Annotated in this window: 21 protein-coding genes; 12 read left to right on the forward strand and 9 right to left on the reverse strand. The window is 62.9% G+C overall.

The window, feature by feature from the left end; all coding sequences use genetic code 11:
- Window positions 1–15: 15 nt before the first annotated feature.
- Window positions 16–561, reverse strand: a complete 546-nt coding sequence (gene orn, locus MU846_RS07270; protein ID WP_246951107.1) for an oligoribonuclease — start codon at window positions 559–561, stop codon at window positions 16–18.
- Window positions 558–1,436: an SDR family oxidoreductase gene (locus MU846_RS07275; RefSeq protein ID WP_246951109.1), complete on the reverse strand. Its 879-nt coding sequence runs from the start codon at window positions 1,434–1,436 to the stop codon at window positions 558–560. The genes orn and MU846_RS07275 overlap by 4 nt, the downstream gene beginning before the upstream one ends.
- A gap of 90 nt (window positions 1,437–1,526) precedes the next feature.
- Here MU846_RS07275 and rsgA point away from each other — a divergent pair, with 90 nt between their 5' ends.
- From rsgA to MU846_RS07295, 4 genes are all read left to right on the forward strand, one after another.
- A complete protein-coding gene (rsgA, locus tag MU846_RS07280) occupies window positions 1,527–2,561 on the forward strand; it encodes a small ribosomal subunit biogenesis GTPase RsgA (protein WP_246951116.1) in 1,035 nt (344 codons plus the stop codon).
- Window positions 2,562–2,955: 394 nt separating this feature from the next.
- Entirely contained in the window at window positions 2,956–3,783 is an 828-nt protein-coding gene (locus MU846_RS07285; protein ID WP_246951118.1) for a sulfurtransferase, read from the forward strand.
- The gene (gene asd / locus MU846_RS07290) at window positions 3,783–4,649 is read left to right on the forward strand and encodes an archaetidylserine decarboxylase (RefSeq protein WP_246951120.1); all 867 of its coding nucleotides are present in this window, start codon (window positions 3,783–3,785) and stop codon (window positions 4,647–4,649) included. Before MU846_RS07285 ends, asd begins: the two co-directional genes overlap by 1 nt.
- A 149-nt stretch (window positions 4,650–4,798) precedes the next feature.
- Window positions 4,799–5,593, forward strand: coding sequence for an ATP-grasp domain-containing protein (locus MU846_RS07295; RefSeq protein WP_246951122.1), 795 nt, complete (start codon window positions 4,799–4,801; stop codon window positions 5,591–5,593).
- Here MU846_RS07295 and MU846_RS07300 read toward each other — a convergent pair.
- A complete protein-coding gene (locus tag MU846_RS07300; protein ID WP_246951124.1) occupies window positions 5,539–6,690 on the reverse strand; it encodes a hypothetical protein in 1,152 nt (383 codons plus the stop codon). The two genes, MU846_RS07295 and MU846_RS07300, sit on opposite strands and share 55 nt — an antisense overlap.
- A 146-nt stretch (window positions 6,691–6,836) precedes the next feature.
- On the opposite strand from MU846_RS07300, the gene serB reads away from it, so the two are divergent.
- On the forward strand, window positions 6,837–8,111 hold the full coding sequence (gene serB, locus MU846_RS07305; protein ID WP_246951126.1) for a phosphoserine phosphatase SerB: 1,275 nt from the start codon (window positions 6,837–6,839) through the stop codon (window positions 8,109–8,111).
- A 94-nt stretch (window positions 8,112–8,205) separates the two neighbouring features.
- Here the strand turns inward: serB and MU846_RS07310 are convergent, their stop codons facing one another.
- The 3 genes from MU846_RS07310 to epmB form a co-directional block, all read right to left on the reverse strand.
- Window positions 8,206–10,281 (reverse strand): EAL domain-containing protein, encoded by a 2,076-nt coding sequence (locus MU846_RS07310; RefSeq protein WP_246951128.1) that lies wholly within the window; start codon window positions 10,279–10,281, stop codon window positions 8,206–8,208.
- A gap of 214 nt (window positions 10,282–10,495) precedes the next feature.
- The gene (locus MU846_RS07315; protein WP_246951130.1) at window positions 10,496–12,202 is read right to left on the reverse strand and encodes a cyclic-di-GMP receptor FimW-related protein; all 1,707 of its coding nucleotides are present in this window, start codon (window positions 12,200–12,202) and stop codon (window positions 10,496–10,498) included.
- 163 nt (window positions 12,203–12,365) lie between these two features.
- Window positions 12,366–13,409 (reverse strand): EF-P beta-lysylation protein EpmB, encoded by a 1,044-nt coding sequence (epmB, locus tag MU846_RS07320; protein ID WP_246951193.1) that lies wholly within the window; start codon window positions 13,407–13,409, stop codon window positions 12,366–12,368.
- A 105-nt stretch (window positions 13,410–13,514) separates the two neighbouring features.
- Here epmB and efp point away from each other — a divergent pair, with 105 nt between their 5' ends.
- Together efp and epmA are read left to right on the forward strand one after the other, a co-directional pair.
- The gene (gene efp / locus MU846_RS07325) at window positions 13,515–14,087 is read left to right on the forward strand and encodes an elongation factor P (RefSeq protein ID WP_246951132.1); all 573 of its coding nucleotides are present in this window, start codon (window positions 13,515–13,517) and stop codon (window positions 14,085–14,087) included.
- Entirely contained in the window at window positions 14,084–15,019 is a 936-nt protein-coding gene (gene epmA / locus MU846_RS07330) for an EF-P lysine aminoacylase EpmA (RefSeq protein ID WP_246951134.1), read from the forward strand. Before efp ends, epmA begins: the two co-directional genes overlap by 4 nt.
- Before the next feature lie 201 nt (window positions 15,020–15,220).
- On the opposite strand, the gene sfsA is transcribed toward epmA, so the two are convergent.
- The 3 genes from sfsA to MU846_RS07345 form a co-directional block, all read right to left on the reverse strand.
- Entirely contained in the window at window positions 15,221–15,973 is a 753-nt protein-coding gene (gene sfsA / locus MU846_RS07335; RefSeq protein WP_246951143.1) for a DNA/RNA nuclease SfsA, read from the reverse strand.
- The gene (locus MU846_RS07340) at window positions 15,974–17,092 is read right to left on the reverse strand and encodes an aminotransferase class I/II-fold pyridoxal phosphate-dependent enzyme (RefSeq protein WP_371738728.1); all 1,119 of its coding nucleotides are present in this window, start codon (window positions 17,090–17,092) and stop codon (window positions 15,974–15,976) included.
- 308 nt (window positions 17,093–17,400) lie between these two features.
- Window positions 17,401–18,123 (reverse strand): hypothetical protein, encoded by a 723-nt coding sequence (locus tag MU846_RS07345; protein WP_246951145.1) that lies wholly within the window; start codon window positions 18,121–18,123, stop codon window positions 17,401–17,403.
- Window positions 18,124–18,304: 181 nt separating this feature from the next.
- Between MU846_RS07345 and dksA the strand changes: the two genes are divergently transcribed.
- The 5 genes from dksA (at window position 18,305) to MU846_RS07370 (ending at window position 24,374) form a co-directional block, all read left to right on the forward strand.
- Window positions 18,305–18,745 carry an RNA polymerase-binding protein DksA gene (dksA, locus tag MU846_RS07350; RefSeq protein ID WP_371738719.1) on the forward strand — a complete coding sequence of 147 codons (441 nt, stop codon included), beginning with the start codon at window positions 18,305–18,307 and terminating at the stop codon, window positions 18,743–18,745.
- A 73-nt stretch (window positions 18,746–18,818) separates the two neighbouring features.
- Window positions 18,819–19,700 carry a tRNA glutamyl-Q(34) synthetase GluQRS gene (gene gluQRS / locus MU846_RS07355; protein ID WP_246951147.1) on the forward strand — a complete coding sequence of 294 codons (882 nt, stop codon included), beginning with the start codon at window positions 18,819–18,821 and terminating at the stop codon, window positions 19,698–19,700.
- A gap of 151 nt (window positions 19,701–19,851) precedes the next feature.
- Window positions 19,852–20,028, forward strand: coding sequence for a hypothetical protein (locus MU846_RS07360; protein WP_246951149.1), 177 nt, complete (start codon window positions 19,852–19,854; stop codon window positions 20,026–20,028).
- A complete protein-coding gene (locus MU846_RS07365; RefSeq protein ID WP_246951151.1) occupies window positions 20,018–22,969 on the forward strand; it encodes a sensor histidine kinase in 2,952 nt (983 codons plus the stop codon). The genes MU846_RS07360 and MU846_RS07365 overlap by 11 nt, the downstream gene beginning before the upstream one ends.
- 19 nt (window positions 22,970–22,988) lie before the next feature.
- Window positions 22,989–24,374 (forward strand): sigma-54-dependent transcriptional regulator, encoded by a 1,386-nt coding sequence (locus MU846_RS07370; RefSeq protein WP_246951154.1) that lies wholly within the window; start codon window positions 22,989–22,991, stop codon window positions 24,372–24,374.
- The last annotated feature ends 479 nt before the right edge of the window (window positions 24,375–24,853 follow it).

Below are 24,853 nucleotides of genomic sequence, written 5' to 3' on the forward strand. Positions count from 1 at the left end.
CGGCGCCCGCACGGATCAGATCGAAAACACCTTTTCCCGGTAATAGCGCAGCTCTTCGATGGAGTCGCGAATATCATCCAGTGCCTGGTGCTTGCTGTCTTTTTTCACGCCGGCCAGCAGCTCGGGGGCCCAGCAGCGGGTCAGCTCCTTGATGGTGGAGACATCCAGATTGCGGTAGTGAAAATAAGCCTCCAGCTGCGGCATGTAGCGCCATAAAAAGCGGCGATCCTGGCAGATGCTGTTGCCACACATCGGTGACACACCACGCTCCACCCATTCCTGCAAGAATTCCAGCGTCACCGCCTCGGCGGCTCGCTCGTCGTATTCGCTGTCGCGGACACGATCGATCAGGCCCGAGTTGCCGTGCGTGGTGGTGTTCCATTCATCCATCGCAGCCATGGCTTCCGGCGGCTGATACACCGCCATCACCGGCCCTTCCGCCAGCACGTTGAGCTGGCTGTCCGTGATGATAGTGGCGATCTCGATGATGCGATCCTGATCCGGGTTCAGCCCGGTCATTTCCAGATCGAGCCAGATCAGATTCTGTTTGCGGTCGGTCATGCAGTCAGTTCCTTGTCGGAGAAAGCAGGTAGCCCCACAAGCTGCTCGGAAACAGCCCACAGGCGGGCCTGATCGGCGCTGCTGCGCGCTTGCGCAGCCGGCTTGCGCGGCTTGCGGTTGATGAAGTAACCCCCGTTGCTGGCACCGCCTTCAGCCCCTGTGGCCAGCCAGATAGTGGTGCGAGCGCCTTTTTCCGCGCTTACCAGAAACAGTTTCAGCAGGTTGGAAAACGCCCGTTCATACCAGTGATTCTGCGGCCAGATCCCCGTCGCCACCGCGCCGGGGTGCAGCGCATTGACAGCAATGCCGGCGCCCTCAAGCCGCGCCGCCAGCTCGCGGGTAAACAAGATATTCGCCAGCTTCGATTGGGCATAGGCCCGCATCACACCATAGCGCCGGTCCAGTTGCAGATCATCCCAGTGCATTCGGCCGATATACCGATGAGCATCGGAGGCCACATTGATAATGCGCCCACCGGGCCGAGCCATGGCGGGCAGTAACAGCCGGGTGAACAGAAACGGCCCCAGATGGTTGGTTGCGAACGTCAGCTCGAAACCGTCGGCGCTGATTTCCCGCCGCATACTGGCAAGCCCGGCATTGTTGATCAGGATATCCACCACCGGAAAGCGCTCGCTAATTTCCAGCGCCCCTGCCCGCACACTGGCCAGCGAAGCCAGATCCAGCGTGACCATTTCCACCTTGGCACGCGGATGCTGCCGCAGTATCTGTTCACGCGCCTCAGCCGCCGCCTCACTGCGACGGCAGGCCAGCACCACATACGCACCCTGCGCCGCCAACGCCCTCGCCGTTACCCAGCCGATGCCGCTATTGGCTCCGGTAATCACTACGGTTTTGCCTAACACTGCTGTGGTCACTGTAATACTCCCTGAACCTGCTCCTCGGCGCTGTCGGGCCGCCCTTCTGGCCGCTATAGTACCAGCCCAGCACCCTAGCCCGGATAGCCGATGAGCAAACGCAATCTCAATCGCCGCCAGCGCTGGCGTATCGAGAAGATCCAGAACGAGCGCCTGGAGCGAGCACGCCGCCGCCAGGAGCGCCTGGAAGACGATGTCGCCGATGAGCTGGGCGCGGCCCGCGCCGGGCTGGTCACGGCGCACTATGGCGCCCGAGTCGAGGTGGAAAGCGCCGACAGTGGCGAGCGGCAACGCTGCCATTTCCGCGCCAATCTCGCCCAGCTGGTGGTGGGCGACGAGGTGCTCTGGCAGCCGGCGCAAAGTGCCGGCGATGGCGTTGTCATCGCACAACAACCCCGGCGTACCGTGCTGCGGCGGCCGGACAATTACGGCAAGCTCAAGCCGGTGGCCGCCAATGTGGATCAGATGCTGATCGTGTTCGCGCCCGCACCGGTGCCTTCCAGCCAGCTGCTGGATCGCTATCTGGTGGCCGCCGAGTTGTCCGGCATCGCCCCGGTGCTGGTGCTGAACAAGGCCGATCTGCTGGACGAAACGCTGCGGCCGCTGCTGAATGATCTGTGCGCCATCTATCACCAGCTGGAATACCCCGTCATCGAAGCATCCGCTACCACCGCGCATGGCCTTGATCCGCTGCGCTGCGCCCTGGCCGGGCGCACCAGCGTGTTTGTGGGGCAATCCGGCGTCGGCAAATCATCGCTGGTCAACATGCTGCTGCCCGACGCGGCCCTGGCCACCAATGTGCTGTCGCAGACGTCCGGCCTGGGGCAGCACACCACCACCACCGCGCAGCTGTTCCACCTGCCTGGCGGTGGCAAACTGATCGACTCCCCCGGCATCCGCGAATTCGGCCTGTGGCACATTGATGAACACGAGCTGTTACGTGGCTACCGGGAGCTGGCATCGCTGCCAGGCTACTGTCGGTTCCGCAATTGTTCCCACCACCACGAGCCCGGCTGCGCACTCCAGCAAGCGGCGCAGAGCGGCGCCATCAGCGGCGAGCGGCTGGATAACTTTTTCCGCATTCAGGCCACGCTGGATGCCACCGCACGGCAGCGCTACGAATAACGTAGCGCCTCGCCAGTTGCGAGCGCCTGTTGCACAGCTACCGGGAACTGGCGCCATTGCCGGTTCTGCAACTGTTCTCGCCATCACGAGCCCGGCTGCGCACTCCAGCAAGCGGCGGAGAGCGGCGCCATAGACGGCGAGCGGCTGGATAACTTTTCCCCGCACTCAGCGCCACGCCGGGTGCCACCGCCTGGCAGCGCTGCGAATTACGGTAGTACCTTGCCTGGTGTGGAGTGCCTGTTGCATGGTGGCCGTGACAGGGTGGCCGTTGGGAGGCGCCTGCTGCACAGCGCTCGTTGCACGACGCCCATTGCATGGCGCCTGCTTTTCCACCTCGGCTCCGGTAAACTCGCTGCTTCCGTCCCACCTCTGCGGACGCTGCAAGGAATCTCGAATGGCTCGCGACCTGCCGCTGCTGATTTCTCCACAGGGGCTGCTGCCCGCCCTGGGCGACAGCGGCCTGCTAATTGTTGATCTCGGCCAGTCTTCGGTCTATCAACAAGCCCACGTGCCTGGCGCCATTCATCTCGATTTTCGTCAGCTGCAACGCAATACCCCACCGGCGCCGGGCCTGCTCCCTGATGACGCTGCACTGGAAACCTTACTGGGCAGTATCGGCCTGACGCCGGATACCCATGTGGTGGCCTACGATGACGAAGGCGGTGGCTGGGCCGGCCGCCTGCTGTGGCTGCTGGATGCGGTGGGCCACAGCCGCTACAGCTATCTGGATGGCGGCATCCACGCTTGGCTGGCAGATGGCATGCCCACCGAAAGCACGCCCACACAACCGCGCCCGGTGAGCTACCGGCTCGGCCGGAAAAACCTGCGTACCGATGTGCCGTTCGAAGAAATGTTGCGCCGTCACACCGACGACAATGTGGTGATCTGGGATGCGCGCTCGCGGGAAGAATTTGATGGCAGGCGCGCTTTCGCCCTGAAAGGCGGCCATATTCCGGGCGCGGTTCATTACGAATGGACAGAGGCCATGGACAAATCGCGCAATTTGCGGCTGCGTGATCTGGATGCCGTGCGCGCCGAGCTGGCCGAGCGCGGCATCACGTCCGACAAGGAAGTGATCACCCATTGCCAGACACACCACCGCTCAAGCTTCAGCTGGCTGGTGGGCAAGATTCTCGGTTTCGATAATATTCGCGGCTATGCCGGTTCCTGGGCCGAGTGGGGCAACCACCCGGACACACCGGTTGAAAAGGATCTGAAATAATGCAAATCACATTTCTCGACCGGCTGTTTGTGATCCTCCAGTATCTGCTGCCGCAGCACCTGCTCTCACGCCTGGTGGGCTGGTTCGCACGCAGCGAGATCCCCTGGATCAAGACCACCTTCATCAATCTGTTCAGCAAGCGCTTCAATATCGACCTCAGCGAAGCGCAGATCGAAGACCCGGATGCGTTCGCCAGCTTCAATGCCTTTTTCACGCGCGCCCTGAAAGACGGCGCCCGGCCGATTGCGCCCGAGCTGGATGATATCGCCTGCCCCGCAGATGGCACTGTCAGCCAGCTGGGCAAGATTCGCGGCAGCGATGTGGTGCAGGCAAAGGGGCAGTTTTTTTCTGTTTACGAGTTGCTCGGTGGCGATAGTCAATTGGCCAGCGAATTCAGCAATGGTCATTTCGCCACGGTTTACTTGTCGCCGCGTGATTATCATCGCGTGCACATGCCGGTCACCGGCACACTGCGCAAGATGATCTATGTGCCCGGCAAATTGTTTTCCGTGAATCAGGTAACCACGCGTCAGGTGCCACGGTTGTTTGCGCGCAACGAGCGCGCTGTCTGTATTTTTGATACCGCGCAAGGGCCGGTGGCGGTGGTGTTGGTCGGTGCGATGATCGTGGCCGGTATCGAGACAGTATTCGCCGGGCAGGTAACACCTCAGCCCACCGAAATCACACACACCGATTACCAGCGCAAGGAACCCGTGGTACTGGAAAAGGGTGCCGAGCTGGGGCGCTTCATGCTTGGCTCCACTGTGGTCATGCTGTTCCCGGAAGGGCGCTGCGAATGGGCCGCCGGGCTGGGTGCTGAAAGCCCGGTAAAAATGGGCCAGCCAATCGGCAAGACCAAGGGCTGATGCAGCTCGCCAATGCCTGGCAGGCCGCCTTCCACTCTCGCTTCACCGCCTGTCGCATCGCTTGAACATATGAAAAGGAGCGCCGTATTTTCTTGACGGCGCTCCCCCAGCTGCCGGAAAATTCGCCGCCTGCCCCACTACGGATCCTTATGCGGCTTGTTACCTTTGATCCCTTTCGCACCCTTGGCTTGCCCGGTGTGCGCTACATCAAGCCCGAACTCATGCACCAGCATCTGGATACGCTACGCGACGCAGACTGGCTGCTGTTTCCCGGTTATTGGCAGCTCAATACGCTGCTTTATGTCCTGAAGAAAAATATTTTCCCCAGCCCGGTGAGCTACCACCTGGGGTATGACAAAGTAGAAATGACCCGCGCCTTTCAGGCCGCCTGTCCGGCACATGTGCCACACACCGAGATCCTCGCCAACAGCCCGGACAACGTGCGTGACATTCTGCACCGCTGGCCGCTGCCGTTCGTGGCAAAACAGATCCGCGCCAGCCAGGGGCTGGGTGTATTTCTGATCGAAAGCGCTGGGCAGTTTGAACAATACGCCGCAGAAAACGAAGTGTTGTACGTACAGGAAAGGCTGCCCATCGAACGGGACCTGCGCATCGTGGTGGTTGGTCGCGAGATCGTCGCCGCCTACTGGCGGGAAGGCGATGGCTTTCATAACAACGTGGCACGCGGTGGCAACATCAATCGCACGCTGCCGATCCCGCCACACGCTATCGATTTCGTCCTGACGCTGGCGCAGTATCTGAATATCGATTACGCCGGTTTCGACGTGGCGATGGTAAACGGCCAGCCGATGCTGCTGGAGTTCAATCGCCTGTTCGGACAACAGGGGGTGCCGGGGCTACCCCAGCTCGTGAACGCCGCTATCCAGCGCTACATTCTGGGTGCGCCGGATTCCGGCACGCCATCAACCAGCCGCTCCGCCTGATCTGCAATCTGCAGCTGGTAACGCTGAGCCAACTGCTCCAGCGGCTGCAAACGCAATGTATTGCCTTCTGCACATGCGACTGCCACCGCCTGCTCCGGGCGGTAAAGTGAATGCGTATCCAGAGCCAGTGCAGCCAGCTCGTTTTCCGGCACGTGCAGCCGGCCCGGCACACCCGCCTGGCAACACGCCAGACTGCGCACTGAATCGGCGCCGGCCGTGACCAGCAGTTTGAACTCCAGCGCCATCTGCCCTGCCTGTTTGCGTTGCTCGCCCACACGCCGGCTGGCTCTCAGGAATAACATACCCGCGCACACGGCGCTCAGTGCAGCGTCCGCCGTCTCGCCGCGGAACTCGACCAGCGCACCGCCATCCAGCGCTACCCTGACCTTGCCGTCATACAGCCCGGCGGCCTGCGCAAGCGTCTGCTCATAGGGCGCCAGCAAGGAGGCAAAAAGGCTGTCGGTATAGCGTCGGCGCAGGTGCTCCTCGTTCACCAGCGCGAGCCGCAGTACGGCACTGACGGGTGTCTCGGGCGCGGCCTCGACAGCCGGCTCCATAACTGCCGGCGGCTGGTGCCACAATGGCTCCCCCCGCAGCCGCCGCGCCAGCAGCAGTAACAACACACGCAGTGCAAGCAGGCCCAGCACCAGCAGCACAAAGCCTGATTCGGCTTTTTTCTGCGGCTCGGTATCCGGCGCCGGCCAAAGTTTCACCGTACCCACCATGCCACCGCCGGGCAGATGCATCGCCTGCGTCACTGGTGCAGCCTCCACTGGCGCACCGCTGCTGGCCAATACACGGCCGCCCGCATCTTCCAGCGCTACTCTGGCCACCGGCGCCAGCTCTCCGGTGCTGCGGGCAATCACGTTCAGGCTCACCAGGTTATTCGTCGCGGTGTATTCCACCGCATACTCTGCGACCTGGCTCGCCAGTGCTGCAAGATATTCACGACGCGCATCCGCCAGCCGGCTGTCCAGCTGCGCTAGAAAATAGAGACCTATCAACAGGCTCGCGAGCAGCAACACAGCCAGCTCATGCAACAGCGTACGTTCTTTGATAATCCACTGGCGCCAGCGCGCCGTGTCCGCCTGGGGCATGCTCGATTCCTGATGGCAGAGGCAGGTGCGGCGGAGTATATCGCACCCGCCCGACAAAGCACCCCGCAGCGGCGCATGCCGTCGCGGTACTTTGCTGCTAATCTATGCGCGCCTTTGCCTGCCCCGGTTGTAAAGAGGAACACTGAGTGCGCGACATTATCCTGATCCAGGTTTCCGGTGGAGACCGCCCCGGCCTCACGGCTGCCTTTACCCGAATTCTGGCGCAGTTCCATCTGAATATTCTCGACATGGGCCAGGCCGTCATCCATGACACCTTGTCGCTGGGCATTCTGGTGGAAGTGCCGCCCGGCGCTGAAGCCGCGCCGATGATCAAGGATCTGCTGTTCGAGGCGCACAAGCTGAAAATCTCGGTGCGCTTTCAGCCCATTGATCTGGAACGCTACAGCGAGTGGGTCGCCGGCCAGGGCAAGGATCGCTACATCATCACCCTGCTGGCGCGCAAGATTACCGCCGAGCAACTGAGCGATGTAACCGCCGTGGTGGCAGACAACGCACTCAATATCGACAGCATCAACCGTTTGTCCGGGCGCGTGCAGCTGGAGCCGGAAGGTGATGCACCGGCCGCCACTGATCAACGCGCCTGCATCGAGATTTCCGTGCGCGGCGAGCCGAAGGATGCCGAGGCCATGCGCGCCGCCTTTTTGCACATTGCCAACGAGCGCAATGTGGATATCGCCTTCCAGAAAGACAGCGCTTTCCGACGCAACCGTCGTCTGGTCGTGTTCGATATGGATTCCACTCTGATCGAATCCGAGGTGATCGACGAGCTGGCTGCCGAAGCCGGCGTCGGCGAACAGGTAGCCGCCATCACCGAGCGCGCCATGCAGGGCGAGCTGGATTTCAACGACAGCTTCCGAGCGCGAGTCGCGCTATTGAAAGGGCTGGATGCCGATGCGCTGCATCGTGTGCAGCAGCGCATCCGCCTCACCGAGGGCGCCGAGCGGCTGATCGGCACACTGAAGGCGCTGGGTTACAGCACCGCCATTCTCAGTGGTGGCTTTACCTGGTTCGGTGAATATCTGAAGGCGCGCCTCGGCATCAACCATGTGTATGCCAACGAACTCGAGATCGAAAATGGCAAGGTGACCGGCCGCGTGGTCGGCCAGATCGTCAATGGCCAGCGCAAGGCCGAACTGCTGCGCGCCATCGCGGAGCAGGAAGGCATCAGCCTGGAGCAAGTGATTGCTGTGGGCGACGGCGCCAACGATCTGCCGATGCTCAGCATCGCCGGCCTGGGCATCGCCTTCCGCGCCAAACCGCTGGTGAAGGAAACCGCCAAACAGGCAATTTCCACGCTTGGCCTGGATGGCATCCTGTATCTGATCGGCGTGCGTGATCGCGATCAGGCGGAGCTGCTTTCCGCCGGGCTGGCAGCCAGGGAAAATCTGACGGCCGACTAGGTTTGCGCTGGAACGTTACAAGAAGGCTGCCCGCACGGCAGCCTTGTCGTTTGTGCGGCCGGCACACTACCGTGCCGCGCCATGAAAAAGCACGCTACTCGTCGGCGCTGAGCTGCAATTTCGGCCCCGGTGCCTGCAAGTAGAACCCTTGCAGATAGTTGACCCCACCAAGCGTCCACAGCACCTGCATCTGCTGGGCAGATTCGACAAAACCGACCAGTACCTCCTTACCCTGATTGCTGGCCTGGGTAATCAGCTCGGCAAATTTGGTGCGGCTTTCCGGTTTGCTCAGCTCCTGCGTAAAACTGCCATCGAACTTCACCATGGCCACCGGCACATGCTCGAACAGCTTGAACGGATTGATGCCGCCGGCAAAACGACTGATCGAGAAGCGGCAGCCCAGCACCGCAATCTGCTCGGCAAACGCCTGCGCCTGCTTGAGGAAAGTATTGGCATCGCCTTCGGATATCTGGAACAACAGCCGTGAAGGATCGAATTTCGATGCCTTGAGCGCCTTGCCGATCCAGGCGGCCAGCTCGGCATCCTGTAGCGAATAGCCGCTGAGGTTGATCAGCAGGCGCAGCGGTGTTTTTTCTGCCATCGCGGCACGAATGGCATGCAGCGTGACCCAGCGATCAATCTTCGCTGCCAGGCCATGCTCGGCGGCGATCGGCATGAACGCCTCGGGCTTGAGATCGTCGCCTTCTTTTTGTGGCAAATGCACAAATACTTCAAAAAAGTGATCGCTCTCGTCGGAGAGATTCATCAGCGGCTGATACAGCAGCCGGAAGCTGTTCTGCTCCAGCGCTTGCCGGATGGCCAGCGCCACCGCCTCCGACGAGCCTGCGGCCACATCATCCATGGGATCGTGGATATGAACGCTGTTGCCCTTGCCGCTGTTGTGCTTTTGCGCCTTGTTGCAGCAATCCAGCGCTCGGGTGATCACGGTCTGGCCATTGCGGCTGTCCTCCTGCACAAAAGCGACACCCACGCTGCCGGTCAGATGAAGAGTACGCCCCTGCACCGCCGGCATCAGCGCCTCGATGTCGGCTCGCAACTGCTCGGCCATCGGCGCCGCGTCCTCGCGCTCCTGCACCGGCAGCAGCAGGGCAAAATCCTCGTCGCCCACACGCGCCATGGGCACCTGATCGCCCAGCCGCTTGCGCAGCGCGCCGGCCACCAGCATCAGAGCCTCGTCTGCGCCTTCCATACCCACAGTGCCCTGCATCTGCTCGAATTCATCCAGCCGCAAATACAGCAGCCCGGCCATCTGGCCCGTCTTGTGCACCTCGGCAACGGCTTCCTCAAGGCGCTCCATGAACCACAGGCGGTTGTACAGGCCGGTAGTCTGATCCACCTGGCTCATGGCTTGCAGTTTTTCCTGCAACACGGATTCATCCACGTCGGCACTGCGAATCACGATCTGGGTGCAAGCTTCGCCGTCGTAGGTGGAGGGCGCAAACACAAAGGTCGCGTCGAATTCCTCGCCTCGGGTGTCGACACCCCGGCAGGCCAGCTCGTGCGTCTTGCTCTCATCCTGAGCGCGGCTGCGGAGCAGTTTTTTCAGCTTTTCATGATCGGCGGCCGACACCATATCCATCACCGGCACGCCGGCAAGATCGTCGGCGCTGGCATAGCCGAACATTTCCACATAGGTATCGTTGGCATGGATATGCATGCCATCGACGACATAGGCGATCGCATCGCGGCTTTGATCCATCAACACGGCCAGCCGCTTTTCCGCCTCGCGCAGCGCGTGCTCATTCTCCGTCCGCTCTTTGCGCATACGCACATAATCCAGCTGCTGATCCACCAGCAGCATGATCAGCTCGCGGTCCGCCACCGGCGCCATCGCCCGTGCACCCAGGGCCAGCGCGCCGCGTAATTGCCCGGCATCAAAGTGATCTGCCAGCACGATCACCGGTAGCGTCTTGCCGAGACGCTGCAAGTGCGCCATCACGCTCTCAAGGGTGCAGCCGCCGAACGCGGGCCGGCACAGCAGCATCTCCCAGCTGCCTGATTTCAACGCACGCAGCAGATCATCCTCGCCCAGCACCAGTTCGGCGCGCGTGGCGCGGCCGGCATTACGCAGGGCGTTCATCAACTGCTCGGCATCGTCCTGAGAGTCGTGGGCGATCAGCAAGCGGATGGTATCGAGTTTGTACGTCATCAAGAGCCTGTTGTCAGAATGCCCGAGGGCATCAGCAATGAGAGAAGCGAATGGCGCAAACGCCGCAACGCAGCATCTGCTCGGCGCCGGAGCAGCGGCCGGGCGGCATCGCCACCAGCGGGGCGGGCGCAACCAGCGTGGCACATTTTGCCCGCTCCGGTGGCGTAATCAACCCAGCGCCGGATGCCAGGCAGCCGGCAATATGGCCGGCTGCTCACAATGATGCCCAGATCGAGTGGAACTCGTCAGCATCACCGCTGGCCGCTGGCGCCGCATCCAGCGACTGGAATTCGTATTGCATGATACTCGCCGTGCTGCTGACCCGCCGCGCAAGCTGCACCCGCTCCCGTGCACCCTGCCGCAGCAGCTCCACAATACAGCCCGGCGCAAAGCCCAACGGCGGCAGCAGCAGCGTAGCCGGCTGGCCGATAGTATCCAGCTCCGGCAGCAACAGCACGCGCTGAAAATCACCCGCCTCGCCGGCCGGCGGCAATACGCGTGCGGCCACAGCCAGCACGCGGGGCGCCAGCAGCTCGACACCCAGCTGCGCACCCTGATGAGTCAGTTGTCGCACCCAGCGAACCAGCCCCACCGTCCATTCGTGATGTTCCTCTTCTCGCAAGCCGATCAACTCCCCGGTGCGCAATTGTGGCGGTGTCTCGCCCTGCCAGGCCAGGCAGTAGCCGCCAGGGCTGACGTTGACTGTCTGACAGCGGTGGGCAGGAAAACTCACGGCGCGCTGGCGGCCACCCTTGGCCGCTGCACTGGCGGTCGCCAGATCAATGGCTTCCATCTCCGCCTCGGACGGCGCGGCCTGCTGCGTGCGAGCGACAAAATCCACACTGCCGGAGGCATGAAAATGAACGGCGCTGATGCCCAGGCAAATATCCAGCTGCAAAGTATGCACCTGGCGCTGGAACGAGCGCTCGGCCACCGCACCCCATGCCTGGCACAAGTGCGCCAGCAACGCCGGCGGGCCACCGGCGGGCAGCTCAAAGCCACTCGGCGCATGGCCGGCTTCGCTCGCGGCCAACGCCTCAACCAACGCTCGCGAATGCACATACCGGGAGCTGGCTCGCGCTGCGGACACATGAGTGCGGCAGGTGGGCGGTTTATCCAGCTGCAAATCAAATACAAACAGATCGTCGTCAGCGTTTGCCGGGCGCACCTGGATCATGCCGGCCCACTGAGCACTGGCCTCGAATACCCAGGCTAGCTCCGGCTGGCGCAGCTGGTTCGGCCGTGCTGTCGCCAGCAGCAATGCACGATGGTAGGTATTCGCTACCGTGGTCACCTGCTCCGTGCCGGGCCAGGCCGGATCAGTGATCTGCACGTGTTCCAACGCATAGGTGCTCGCCAGCAGGTACAACTGATGCAGCTCCAGCCACAAGTGGCGCGGCGTGGGCAGATACAGCTGGCAGCTGCGCAGCAGGACCTCGGAAAGCGCACTGGCCGCCCGCTGCATGGCGGTTGCGACGTTTCGTTGCAGCGCGCGCTCGGCAGCGCCTTGCCCCGCCTGCCCGTTCGATTGCAAGCGCTGCACCCGCCGCAAGGCGCGTGACACAACCAGCTTGTAACCCGTGGCCAGATGATTTTGCAGTGCCTGTGCAAGGGCGGCCACCCGCTGTGCATTCTCCGGCAGCACCAGCGATTGTTTCAGATAGTGCTGGCCGAGGCTGGCGCAGGTTTCCAGCAGCGGCAGGCGCAGGATCTCCAGCAATTGCAGCCGTGTGGGTGTCTCCAGCGGCAGGCGATTGAGCTCTTGAATGTACAGGTAAAGCTGCCTGGCTGTTTCGCCCAGATTCATGCGCGGCAACTGTGCTACCCAGGCGCGCAGCCGGCGTGGCTGATCACTGCCCAGCGTCAATGCACCCAGATCCTGCTCAGGAAGGCGCAGCCTGATCTGTATGTCCCCCGACATAACCCCTCCATCGGTCACGCTGCATCGGTCACACTGCTCGTGTCTTACGCGCTTTACGCGCCAGGCAACCTTGCACCGCATATCGTGCGCATCGCCTGTATCCGCGTGCGCTTTATCGTTATTGTCACCCGCCACCTTGCACTACTTTCCGCGCGACTGTAAGTCAGCCCGGCAACGCTTGTAAATCCGCCTCGGCCACCGCAGCGACGGGCGTCTTGCTGTGATCGCCCGGCAATTCACGCACCAGCGCTGGCACCAGATAACCCGGCAGGCGGCTGCGCAGTGCGTCGTGCAGCGCCAGCGCCTGCTCATCCGGCACCGCGAAATGGGCTGCGCCGGCCACGCGATCCAGCTGGTGCAGGTAATAGGGCAGCACGCCGTGCTCGAACAGCGCCAGATTAAGCGCTTCCTGCGCTGCCAGCGAATCATTCACACCGCGCAACAGCACCGCCTGATTCAGCACCGTCACACCAGCCCGCTGCAATTGACGCATTTCACCCCGCAAGGAGGGCGCCAGCTCGTTGGCATGATTGGCATGCAAGACCAGTGTGGCACGCCAGCGCTGCTCATCCAGCATCGCCACCAACGCGTCGGTGATGCGCCCTTCGATGACCACAGGAAGACGGCTGTGGATACGCAGCCTGCGCAAATGCGGGATCGCCGCCAGCTGCGCGATCAGCTCGCCCAGGCGCCGGTCTGACAAGCTCAGCGGGTCGCCACCACTGAGAATCACCTCCTCGATATCTTGCCGCGCGGCCAGCCACGCCAGCGCTTCGTCCAGACGGGCGGCGGTGGGCAGGTGCGATTGGTAGGGAAAATGACGCCGGAAGCAGTAACGGCAGTGCACCGCGCAGGCGCCGGTGACCACCAGCAGCACGCGGCCATGGTATTTGTGCAGGATGCCAGGCACCGGCGTGTGCGTCGCTTCTGCCAGCGGGTCGGCGTGATAGCCCGGCACCTCCTGAAGCTCGTCGCCGCTGGCTAGTACCTGCCGCAGCAGTGGATCGTGCGGGTCGCCGGGCCGGATGCGCGCCGCATAGCTGCGTGGCACACGCAATGGAAAATCGGCTGCGGCCTGCAAGGCTTCCGGCAGCGCTGCCCGGCTCAGCCCGAGCAGCGCCAACAGCTCGGCCGGGTCGGTAATCACCTGCGCTTGCTGCTGTATCCAGTCGGGCGCCGGCGCCAGGGGAATGGCCGTACCGCCCATATCTTGCGCGCTCACGCACACCTCCGTGCCAGCCCGATGTGCCAAGTCTGTCGTTGCTGCGTTATCATTGCCGCCCTTCATTTACGTTTGACTGTGGGTGTGTACATGGCGACCTATTCTACCAACGAATTCAAGTCCGGCCTGAAAGTGATGCTGGACGGCGACCCTTGTGCCATCGTCGAGAACGAATTCGTCAAGCCAGGCAAGGGCCAGGCGTTCAACCGGGTGCGCCTGCGCAACCTGAAAACCGGCAAGATCTGGGAGCGCACGTTCAAGTCCGGCGAGAGCCTGGAAGGCGCCGACGTCATGGACGTGGAGATGCAGTACCTTTATACCGACGGCGAATTCTGGCACTTCATGAACCCGGAGAGCTTCGAGCAGCTGCCCGCCGATGAGGCCGCCGTGCGCGATGCCATTCAGTGGTTGAAAGAAGAAGACATGTGCACCGTCACCCTGTTCAATGGCGCACCGCTGGTAGTGGCACCGCCCAATTTCGTCGAGATGGAAATCATCGAAACGGACCCCGGCCTCAAGGGCGACACCGCTGGCACCGGCGGTAAGCCGGCCAAGCTATCCACCGGCGCCACAGTACGGGTGCCGTTGTTCGTGCAGACCGGCGAAGTGATCAAGATCGACACCCGCACTGGCGAATACGTCAGCCGCGTCAAAGGCGGATGAGCGACTGGCGCCCGGGCACCGACGCCCGGGCCCTCAAGGCCCGGGCCATGCTCTACCGGCAGGTGCGGGCCTTCTTCGATGCCCGCGATGTACTGGAAGTGGACACACCGCAACTGGCCTCCCACGGCGTCACGGATATCCACATCCAGTGCATTGCCGTGCCCGGTTACGGCTATCTGCAATCCTCGCCCGAATACCATATGAAGCGGCTGCTGGCCGCCGGCAGCGGGCCGATCTGGCAAATCTGCCGTGCCTACCGTGATGGCGAAGCCGGCCGCCGCCACAACCCCGAGTTCACCTTGCTGGAGTGGTATCGCACCGGCTACAGCCTGGATGATCTGATTCGCGAATGCTGCACCTTGCTCAGCGAGTTGCTGGCGCTATCGAAAGTGCAGCGCTACGCCTTCCGGGAGCTGTTTCGTGAGGTCACCGGGCTTGATCCGCTGACCGCCGATACCGATGCCTTGCGCGCCCATGCGGCACGCCACACCGAGCTACCGGCTCTGGATCATGCCGGGCTGGTGGATTATCTGATGGCCACCGAAGTGGAAGCAGCCCTGCCGCCGGAGCAGCTGAGCGTGGTGGACCGCTTCCCTGGCTGGGCCGCCGCGCTGGCACAGACCGAGCACGACCCGGATGGCGCCGAGGTGGCATTACGCTTTGAGGTGTATGCCCGTGGCATGGAGCTGGCCAACGGCTATTACGAGCTGACCGACACCGCCGAGCAGGCAGCACGCTTTGCTCGCGATCAGGCCCGCCGTGCGGCGTATCAGCAACCGCCCATGGCCCCAGACCCTTATCTGCTGGCCGCGCTGGCCCACGGCCTGCCGGCCTGTGCCGGGGTGGCGGTAGGGCTGGATCGGGTCTTGATGTGCCAGCTGGGCGAAAGCGACATCCGGCGCCTGATCACCTTCCCGCACCATAACGCCTGAGCGGGCGCGGCAAGGCCGTACCCGATGAGGCATATATTTCCACACCTGTCTGGCTCACTTCTCTGATGCGCTTCCCCGACGCGCTCGCCAGATCCATTCCCCTGATTCGCCCGCCACAACAGGTCAACACATGCGGAGCATGGGTGCCCCGCCGCAGTATTGGCGCCCTTGGCACTCGCATCGCCCTGCTCGTTCAGTCACTCAAGCGTTCGCGCCGCTTGCATCAGCCGCGCCGGCCAGCACCACCGGCAGTGGCTCCGCCAGCGCCATTTCATCAGCCGAAATGCGCGTCTTCCAGGCCAGAATCTCCACACCCGCCTGGCTTGCCTGCCTCAGCAAGGCACCGTAGGCGGGATCAATTTCATCCGCCGGCCGCACCTGGCAGGCACCGGTATGCTGCACGCAGAACACCAGCACCGCCCGCTGCCCCGCCTGCACCACCTGCATCAAGGTCTGCAAATGCTTCTGCCCGCGCAGGGTCACGGCATCGGGGAATATGAGAATGCCGTGATCCGGGTCATCCGGCCCCGGCCCGAGGGTCACGTTTTTCACTTCGATCAGCGTATGCGGCGGCTCCCCGTCGCGGGCACCCAACGCCAGATCAAAGCGGCTGTCGCCCCAGCGCACTTCTCGCTGCAAGGCATCATTGGCGAGCGCCGGCAGCCGGCCGGCGAGAATCGCCTCGGCCACCAGCGCGTTGGTGCGGCTGGTATTGACGCCAGCCCAATGGCCATGTGCCACCTGCACGGCTTCCCAGGTATGCCGGTATTTGCGTTGCGGATTGCCACTGTCGGAATACAGCACGGCGGCACCCTCCGGCGCACAGTGCTTCATCGAGCCAGTGTTTGGGCAATGCAGTGTCAGCGTGTCACCGGCTTCGGTGACGATATCGGCCAGAAACCGCTTGTAGCGCCGCACCAATGTACCGTGCTGCAACGGCGGATCAAATTTCATCTACTGCTGCTCCAGAAACTGCCGAATACGCCCCAGCGCCTCTTCCAGCCGCGCCAGCTCGCAGGTATAAGCGACGCGCAGGTAACGCTGCGGCCCGTGCGCCGTGCCGAAATCTACCCCCGGCGTGAGCGCCACATGGGTACGCGCCAGCAGTGTCTGGCAAAAGGCATAGCTGTCGTCGGTCAGCGCCGAGGCATCCAGATAAAGATAAAACGCCCCGGCCGGCTCACCCATGATGCGAAAACCCAGCTCGGGCAATCGTTCGCACAGCAGAGCCCGCCGCTCGGCCAACATGGCGCGGCGCCGCTCAAGCTCCGCCAGATTAGCCGGTGCGAAAGCCGCCAGCGCGGCGTACTGCGCGGGCGTGGAAGGTGCGAGGAAGAAATTCTGCGCCATGCGCTCCAGATCCGGCACCAGTGCCGGCGGCACCACTACCCAGCCCAGGCGCCAGCCGGTCATGCCGAAATATTTGCTGAAGCTGTTCAGCACCAGCACGTCATCTGCGACGGCCAGCGCACTGCTGGCTGGCGCGTCGTACACCAGCCCCTGGTATATTTCGTCGATGATCAGCGCGCCATCACGCTCGCGGGCAATGTCGGCCAACGCGGCAATATTTGCAGCAGGCAATACATTACCGGTGGGGTTATCCGGTGAGGCCAGCAAGGCCACGCGCGTATTGTTGCGCCAGGCGGCGGCCACCGCGTGCGGCTCCACCTGCCAGCCATTTTCCGCCGTGAGCAGCAGCGGCTGCGGCTCGCCGCTGACCAGCTCCACAAAATGCCGATTGCATGGGTAACCGGGATCGGTCAGCAGCACACCATCGCCGGGGCCGACCAGCGCCGATAATAACAACTGCAACCCGCCCGAAGCCCCCGGCGTGATCAGGATGCGCTCTGCCGGCACAGTGACGCCAAACTGGCTTCGGTAAAAACCGCTGATGGCTTCACGCAATGGCTCGATACCCGCCGCAGCAGTGTAGCGGGTGCGGCCCTCCGCCAGCGCCTGCTGCCCGGCGCGAAGCACCGCCTCCGGTGTCGGGAAATCAGGCTCTCCGACACCGAGATGGATCACATCGTGGCCGGCGGCACTCAGTGCTTCGGCCTGCGCTACCAGCGCCATCACATGAAAGGGGGCGATTCGATCACACCTTGCGGCGCGAGGAAAAGAGCGGATCACCAGGGCAAGCCCCTCCGAAACAGGCCCGGCTTTCAGTTTCAGCCGGGATGATTATAATCGGCGCGCCCCGGAGCAAAGCCCGGTGCGTATTTTTGCCGGCGAATTTGCTGGCGCGGCGGCCGGCCCCCTCCCCGGCGCATTTGCCGACGTGCCGGCACCGCCCCGGACGGCCAGCACAGGGGTGACAATCGCCCTGTGGTAAGGGTATCGTCGGAAGCTTGCCTGCGGCGCCAGCGGATGTGGCGCTCAAACTAACAGTGAGCAGCGAGTATGTTAAGGGAGTTGATCAGAATGGCTACCCGTAAAAAGAAAGTACCCGCGAAGGCCGCGCCCAAGAAGGCCGCCACCGCCCCGACCGTGAAGGCAAAAAGCCCGGCTACCCCGAAGGCAACGGCCAAAGCCGCCGCTGACACGAAAACCACCGCGAAGGCAAAAACTCCAGCCAAGGCCACCGCCAAAAAAGCGGCTGCTTCCGAAAAGTCAGCCCCCAAGGCTGCGGTAACGAAAAAACCGGCAGTAAAGGCAAAGGCAGCTGTCGCAAAAAAAGCACCGGCAAAGAAAGCAGCACCGAAGAAAGCTGCACCGAAGAAAGCTGCACCGAAAAAGACAGAAACAACACAAAAAGCGGCCGCGGCAAAAACGGTAGCCACTAAAGCCGCCGCCACCAAAGCTGCTGCAAAAACGGCGACCAAGCCGAAAGCAGCGGCCACCAAGGCGGCGCCGAAAGCCGCAGCCAAAAAAGCAGCTGCGCCGACAAAGGCAGCGGCCAAGGCAACGGCCCCAAAAGCCAAAGCGACGAAGCCGGCAGCAGCAAAAAAGACTGTAACCGCAAAGGCAAAAGCTGCACCGGCAAAAAAAGCGGTGCCCGCTGCGAAAGCGGCACCTGCCAAGAAGACCGCAGCAAGCAAATCCGCCGCGCCAGCGAAGAGTGCAGCGGCAAAGACAACCCGAACAACCAAAGCCGCTGCTCGCAAGGCAGCGGCACCGGCAGCAGGCTCCACCCAGCGCCCGCTGCCGCCGAAATCTGCACCCCGGCCTGCCGCTCCTGCGTCCGCTGGCCCCGGTGCCCGTGCCAGAAAGGACACCGGCCATACCGGGCAGGGAGGTGCCGCCCCATCAACCACTTCTCAGGTATCGTCGAAAGTGAAAGATCCCATGGACCTCCCGGCGCCGAAGCCGGGCACGATGATTCACGGTTACCCCCCCTACACCCCTTCCAAGGGTGAGGAATACATGAGCGATGAACAGTACGCGCACTTCCGCGCCATTCTTGTCGCCTGGCGACAAGAGCTCGTGGAAGAAGCGGACCGTACCGTGCATCACCTGCAAGACGAGGCCGCCAACCTGCCCGACCCGGCAGATCGCGCCACTCAGGAAGAAGAATTCGCGCTGGAGCTGCGCACGCGTGACCGCGAGCGCAAGCTCCTGAAGAAAATCGAGAAGGCGCTGGAAAAGATCAACGAAGGCGAATACGGCTATTGCGAAGCCTGCGGCATCGAGATCGGCATTCGACGCCTTGAAGCCCGGCCCACCGCCGAGCTGTGCATCGATTGCAAGGAGCTGGCCGAGATCAAGGAAAAGCAACTGGCGGGCTGATGCAGCGACGCAGCCGCCTGCCCCACCATCGCGAACGTCGGCGCCGCCCGGCGTTTCGCGTGGCACGATCACGATGACTGCCTACCGCGGCCGTTTTGCACCAACCCCGTCCGGGCCGCTGCACCTTGGCTCGTTGCTGGTGGCGGTGGCCAGCTATCTGGATGCACGCAGCCAGGGCGGCACCTGGCTGGTGCGCATCGACGACATTGACCCCCCACGCGAAGTGCCCGGCGCCGCTACCATGCAGCTGCACCAGCTGGCAGCCCATGGCTTGCACTGGGATGAACAGGAGCGCTACCAGAGCCAGCGCCACCCGGCTTATCAGGCCGCCGTCGAGCAGTTGCTGCGCGCTGGCCACGCCTTCCACTGCGTGCTTTCCCGGCGCGATCTGACCACGCTCGGCGGCCGCCACCCCGGCCCGGCCTGTGCCGTATCACCCGCCCCGGATCGCGCCGTGCGCCTGGCGGTACCGGCCAGGCCGATTCGTTTTGACGACCGCCTCCAAGGGCCGCAGCAACTGAACCTGGCGGAGCAGGAAGGGCCATTTGTGATACGCCGACGCGACGGCCTGTTTGCCTATCAACTGGCCTGCGCGCTGGACGATGCCGATGACAGCATCACCGATGTGCTGCGCGGCGTCGATCTGCTCAGCTCCACCCACCGGCAGTTGCATGTGCTGGATTGCCTGGGCCGCCCCCGCCCACGCTATGGCCACCTGCCGGTACTGGTGGATCATTACGGCGTGAAACTGTCGAAATCGGCGGGCAGCGCAGCCCTGACGAGCAATGTGTCCGCCAATTTGCAGCAGACACTGGCACTGCTGGGTCTGCCGCCCCCGCGAGAGCTGCATGGCGCACCCTGCCCGGCGCTCCTCGCCTGGGCGATCCCCCGCTGGCGCAGCAGCACCCTGGCGGCATGCCAACGGATCACTGCGCCATCGACGGGCCGCCGCTGAACAAAACGAATGCATCCGGGGCGTGCCGCCGGCACCGTCCTCGGTAGCGAGGTTGGCCTAGCACACCGCACTTGCGCTACGCTCCCTCTCTCACCCCGCCTCACTGGCGGGGTCAATCCTGCCATCTGGCCCTGGGCGACTGGATTTCCCCATGTATACCGACCGATTGCTGATTATCTTCATTCTGGGCACCTATCTGCTGTCGCCGGCCATCATCGAATGGTGGAGCGAAGGCGGCCAGGCGTGGTATCGCCCCTACCTGATGTGGCTGCTGCTGATCGGGTTGTGTTACTGGATTGGCAAGAGCCGCGACTTCGATGGGATTTAGTCTTTCACAGGTTTTTCTGATAGCGCTGGGCTACCTGCTGTTTCTGTTCATGGTGGCCTGGATCACCGATCGCGGCTGGTTGCCGGCGCGGCTGGTGCGGCACCCGGCAGTGTATGTGTTCTCGCTCGGCGTGTATGCCAGCGCCTGGGCGGTATACGGCAGCATTGGCTACGCTTATCAGTATGGCTACAACTTTCTGGCCTATTTTCTCGGCATCTCCGGCGTCTTCATGCTCGCACCCATGGTGCTCTCGCCAATCCTGCGCCTGACCACCACGCATCAATTGGGCTCGTTGGCCGACCTGCTCGCGTTTCGTTATCGCAGCCGCCTGGTTGGCGCCATGACCGCCCTGATGATGCTGATCGGCATGTTGCCGCTGCTCTCGCAGCAGATCAAAGCGGTGGCCGAATCAATCCAGCTGCTCACCACCGAGGCCGAGCCCACCGGGGTCGCCTTCTGGTTCTGCGTACTGGTCACGCTGTTCGCCATCCTGTTCGGAGCCCGCCACGCCACCGCCCGCGAAAAACACGAAGGGCTGGTGGTCGCTATTGCGATGGAATCAGTGATCAAGCTGATTGCCTTTGCCAGTGTCACCCTGCTCGGTCTGTTCGGGGTGTTCGGTGGGCCAGCCGAGCTTGGCGCCTGGCTGGAAGCCAACCCGGAGGCTCTGACACGCCTGTACCAGCCACTCCAGGACGGCACCTGGCATTCGATAATCCTGGCGTTTTTTGTCTCCGCCGTGGTGATGCCGCACATGTTTCACATGGCCTTCACGGAAAACCTCAACCCGCGTGCCCTGATGACCGCCAGCTGGGCGGTGCCGCTGTGGCTGCTGGTGATGGCGCTGTGCATTCCCGTACTGCTGTGGGTCGCAGCGGCCGCCGAACTGGTCGCGCCGCCGGATTATTATTTCCTCGCCGTGGGCAGCCTCAGCGGCCCCAAGGGCGCTTTACTGGCGTTCATTGCCGGGCTGGCCGGCGCTAGCGGCATGCTGATCGTCGCCACACTGGCGCTTTCTGCCATGACCCTCAATCACCTGGTGCTGCCAGTCCGTCAAAGCCGGCCATTGGACGAAAGCCTGTATCGCTGGCTGCTCTGGGCACGGCGGCTGCTGATCTGCGCCATTCTGGCGCTGGTGTATCTGTTCTATACCGCCACCGGCGAGCGCCACAGCCTGACCGAACTGGCGGTGCTGTCGTTCGTTGCCACACTGCAATTCGTGCCGGGGCTGATCGGCACGCTGTTCTGGCCGGGGGCAAACCGCAACGGGCTGTTCAGCGGTCTGGTGGTGGGCTTCACCTTATGGGCGCTAACGCTGCTGCTGCCGATTCTGACCTCCGGCGGCTACCCCAGCTGGCTGTTCGAACTGCTGGATATCAGCCGCCGCAGCCCCGCCGCCCAGTGGCATCACGTCGCCATGGCCTCGGTGATCTGCAACAGCCTGGTATTCGTGCTGGTATCGCTGTTCACCCGCACCTCGCAAGCGGAGCGCAACGCCGCCGATACCTGCGCCGTGGGCAGCCTGCGGCGGCCACTGCGCTGGGAACTTGAGGCCACCAGCGCCGATGATTTCATCGCCCATCTGACCGAACCGCTCGGCCCCGTCACCGCCGCGCGTGAAGTGGACATGGCGTTGCGTGACCTGCATCTGACCCGCGCCGAAACACGGCCCTACGCCTTGCGCCGGCTGCGTGACCAGGTGGAAACCAACCTGTCCGGCCTGCTCGGCCCTTCGGTGGCCCATCAGATCGTCGATGACCACCTGCCCTACAAGCCCCAGTCGGAGCAGGAATCCAGCGAAGACATCCAGTTTATCGAGACGCGTCTGGAGCTTTACCGGCACCGTCTCTCCGGCCTTGCCGCCGAGCTGGACAGCCTGCGCCGCTTTCACCGGCAAACGCTGCTGGAGCTGCCCATGGGCGTCATCTCGCTGGGCGCCGATGGTGAAATCATCGGCTGGAATCTGGCCATGGAGCAGCTCACCGGCATCGGCGCCGAGCGCACCATCGGTGCGCGGCTGACCACCTTGCCGCGCCCCTGGAACCCGCTGCTGCACAATTTTGCCAACGGCGATCTCAGCCGTGATCCCCAGGCCGAACTGCCGGAACCGGACGGCCCGCCACGGCTGTTGAGCCTGCACAAATCACAAGTGCTGGGCGCGCTGCCCGGCGAGCGCACTGGTGGGCTGGTGATCGTGATCGAGGATGTGACCGATCTGCACGCCCTTGAGGCGCGGGTGGCCCACAACGAGCGGCTCGCCTCCATCGGACGGCTGGCGGCGGGTGTGGCACACGAAATCGGTAACCCGGTGACCGCAATCGCCTGCCTGGCGCAAAACCTGGATCACGAGCCCGATGCCGATGACGTGCGCCAGGCGGCGACACAAATTGTCGAGCAGACCCGCCGCATCAGCCGCATCGTGGAATCGCTGATTACCTTTTCTCATAGTGGCGGCGGCAATCTGGAGGGGATCCAGGGCCCGATCTCACTTCATGATACAGTGGCAGAGGCGATCGGCTTGCTACGGCTTGATCCCGGACGCCGCAGCCAGGCCTTCGCCAATCACTGCAACCCCGATCACCGGGTGCGCGGTGACAGCCAGCGCCTGTTACAGGTGTTCGTCAACCTGCTGGCAAACGCCACTGATGCCTCCCCCGACGACGCGCCGATCACCGTGCGCAGCCGGCTGGTGGATGAAGGCCAATCCGTCGAGATAGAAGTGGAAGACCGTGGCCACGGCATTCCGACTTCGCTGCGCGACACGCTGTTCGAGCCGTTCGCCACCAGCAAACCGGCGGGGCGGGGCACCGGCCTTGGTCTGGCACTGGTTTACAGTATCATTGAGGACCATTTTGGCAGCCTCCGGGTAGAAAGCCCGGTCGCTGACCAGCGTGGCACACGCTTCATCATCACTCTGCCAGGCTTCTCGGACGATACCTGACAGGCTGCGAGGTCAAGTCATGAGCCATATTCTGATTGTCGAGGACGAGCCGGTTATTCGCGGCGCGCTGCGCAAACTGCTGGAGCGGCACGAGCACACCGTCGTCGAAGCCGCCTCCGCCGAAGCCGCGCGCGAGCACGATCTGGCCGATTTCGATCTGGTCATCAGCGACTTGCGCCTGCCCGGCGCCAGCGGCACTGAGCTGATCAGCCTGGCACGGCCCACCCCCGTGCTGATCATGACCAGCTATGCCAGCTTGCGCTCCGCGGTGGACGCCATGCGTGAAGGCGCAGTCGATTACATTGCCAAACCTTTCGATCACGACGAAATGGTGCTGACCGTTGAACGGATTCTCAGCGAGCGCACCCTGCGGCGGCATAACGAAGCACTGCGCGCTGATGTGGAGCGCAGCTATCCGGTGCAGGAAATGCTCGGCGAATGCGCTCCGATGCAGGAGCTGTTTCGCCGTATCGACAAGGTTTCCGTCACCGATACCACGGTGCTGATCACCGGCGAAGCCGGCACCGGCAAGGAGCTGGTGGCACGTGCTATTCACGCACGCAGCGACCGCCGCCGTGGGCCGCTGGTGGTGATCAACTGTGCCGCCTTGCCGGGGCAACAGCTGGAAGTGGAACTGTTCGGCCACGAAAAAGGCGCATTGCCCGGCGCCGAAGAAAGCCGGCGCGGCCTGGTGGAAACCGCCGATGGCGGCACCCTGTTTCTGGATGAGGTGGGCGAATTGTCCGCAGATGCCCAGGCACGCCTGCTGCACCTGCTGCAAAACGGCGAGAGCAGCCGCCTTGGCGCATTATCGGGCCGCCCCATTGATGTGCGGTTGCTGGTCGCCAGCCCGCGCCTGCTGGATGCCCGCGTGGCTGCCGGCCAGTTTCGCAAGGATCTCTATTACCGTCTCAACGTGATCCAGCTGGAGCTGCCACCGCTACGCGAGCGCGGCGAGGATATCCGTCTGCTCGCCCATGCCCTGCTGTCGCGCCTGTGCGAGCGGCATAACAGCCGCGAGCTGCATTTCGACGAAGCGGCATTGAAAGTCATGGATCGCTACACCTGGCCCGGCAACGTGCGCGAGCTGGAAAACGCCATTGAGCGAGCCGTCATCCTGGCCGATGGCCCGGCCATCACACCGGAGCTGCTGGCGATTCCTTCCGACCCGCCCGCCCCCCTGACACCAGCTCAGGCCCAGGCCGCCAGCGCAGCGCGCCGGCCACTACAAGATCCACAGGAAGATCTGTCGCTGGAAGATTATTTCACCCGCTTCGTGCTGGAGAACCAGGACGCGATGACAGAAACAGAACTGGCGCAAAAACTCGGCATCAGCCGCAAATGTTTGTGGGAACGGCGCCAGCGGCTGGGTATCCCGCGCCGTCGCAGCAGTAGCACAACCTGAACGACGGCCAAAAAACGGCCACACCTGTTACCGTCCTACACACCAAGTAACAACCTGACGGAGCGGTCACACTACTTATAATCGACCCCATCACACAAAACTTCGCAACACATTGAATTTAAACGGTTTTTCAAAATGTTGCATTGAGAGTGGGGTAAATGCACGATGAACACACGCCACCGAACAACAACAACAGGGGCGGGACTCGAAAAAAAAGAATAACAATTTCATGAGTCGAAACAATGCTTGTCATGGCGAGTTTGCCATGACCAAAACAAGGCAGAAAACAAAACAAACAATAACAATAACAGAATCAGCGCAATCATAAGGGGTCTCAGCAAAGCTGGGGCCCCTTTTTCATTTGCGCCTTGTGCACAACCAATGAACCGACGCACCCTCCGTTCTGCCCTGTCTGCCCTGTCTGCCCTGTCTGCCCTGTCTGCCCTGTCTGCCCTGTCTGCCCTGTCTGCCCTGTCTGC

This window comes from Alcanivorax quisquiliarum (assembly GCF_023051175.1).
Lineage (GTDB): Bacteria > Pseudomonadota > Gammaproteobacteria > Pseudomonadales > Alcanivoracaceae > Isoalcanivorax > Isoalcanivorax quisquiliarum.

Bases quoted from the DNA above. Each gene is read 5' to 3' on its own strand.
- MU846_RS07365 (WP_246951151.1), top strand. From the start codon at position 20,018: ATGGGATTTAGTCTTTCACAGGTTTTTCTGATAGCGCTGGGCTACCTG.
- MU846_RS07360 (WP_246951149.1), top strand. From the start codon at position 19,852: ATGTATACCGACCGATTGCTGATTATCTTCATTCTGGGCACCTATCTG.
- sfsA (WP_246951143.1), bottom strand. From the start codon at position 15,973: ATGAAATTTGATCCGCCGTTGCAGCACGGTACATTGGTGCGGCGCTAC.
- MU846_RS07285 (WP_246951118.1), top strand. From the start codon at position 2,956: ATGGCTCGCGACCTGCCGCTGCTGATTTCTCCACAGGGGCTGCTGCCC.
- efp (WP_246951132.1), top strand. From the start codon at position 13,515: ATGGCGACCTATTCTACCAACGAATTCAAGTCCGGCCTGAAAGTGATG.
- gluQRS (WP_246951147.1), top strand. From the start codon at position 18,819: ATGACTGCCTACCGCGGCCGTTTTGCACCAACCCCGTCCGGGCCGCTG.
- asd (WP_246951120.1), top strand. From the start codon at position 3,783: ATGCAAATCACATTTCTCGACCGGCTGTTTGTGATCCTCCAGTATCTG.
- MU846_RS07370 (WP_246951154.1), top strand. From the start codon at position 22,989: ATGAGCCATATTCTGATTGTCGAGGACGAGCCGGTTATTCGCGGCGCG.
- orn (WP_246951107.1), bottom strand. From the start codon at position 561: ATGACCGACCGCAAACAGAATCTGATCTGGCTCGATCTGGAAATGACC.
- MU846_RS07340 (WP_371738728.1), bottom strand. From the start codon at position 17,092: ATGGCGCTGGTAGCGCAGGCCGAAGCACTGAGTGCCGCCGGCCACGAT.
- MU846_RS07310 (WP_246951128.1), bottom strand. From the start codon at position 10,281: ATGACGTACAAACTCGATACCATCCGCTTGCTGATCGCCCACGACTCT.
- epmB (WP_246951193.1), bottom strand. From the start codon at position 13,409: ATGGGCGGTACGGCCATTCCCCTGGCGCCGGCGCCCGACTGGATACAG.
- rsgA (WP_246951116.1), top strand. From the start codon at position 1,527: ATGAGCAAACGCAATCTCAATCGCCGCCAGCGCTGGCGTATCGAGAAG.
- MU846_RS07300 (WP_246951124.1), bottom strand. From the start codon at position 6,690: ATGCCCCAGGCGGACACGGCGCGCTGGCGCCAGTGGATTATCAAAGAA.
- MU846_RS07315 (WP_246951130.1), bottom strand. From the start codon at position 12,202: ATGTCGGGGGACATACAGATCAGGCTGCGCCTTCCTGAGCAGGATCTG.
- epmA (WP_246951134.1), top strand. From the start codon at position 14,084: ATGAGCGACTGGCGCCCGGGCACCGACGCCCGGGCCCTCAAGGCCCGG.
- MU846_RS07295 (WP_246951122.1), top strand. From the start codon at position 4,799: ATGCGGCTTGTTACCTTTGATCCCTTTCGCACCCTTGGCTTGCCCGGT.
- dksA (WP_371738719.1), top strand. From the start codon at position 18,305: ATGGACCTCCCGGCGCCGAAGCCGGGCACGATGATTCACGGTTACCCC.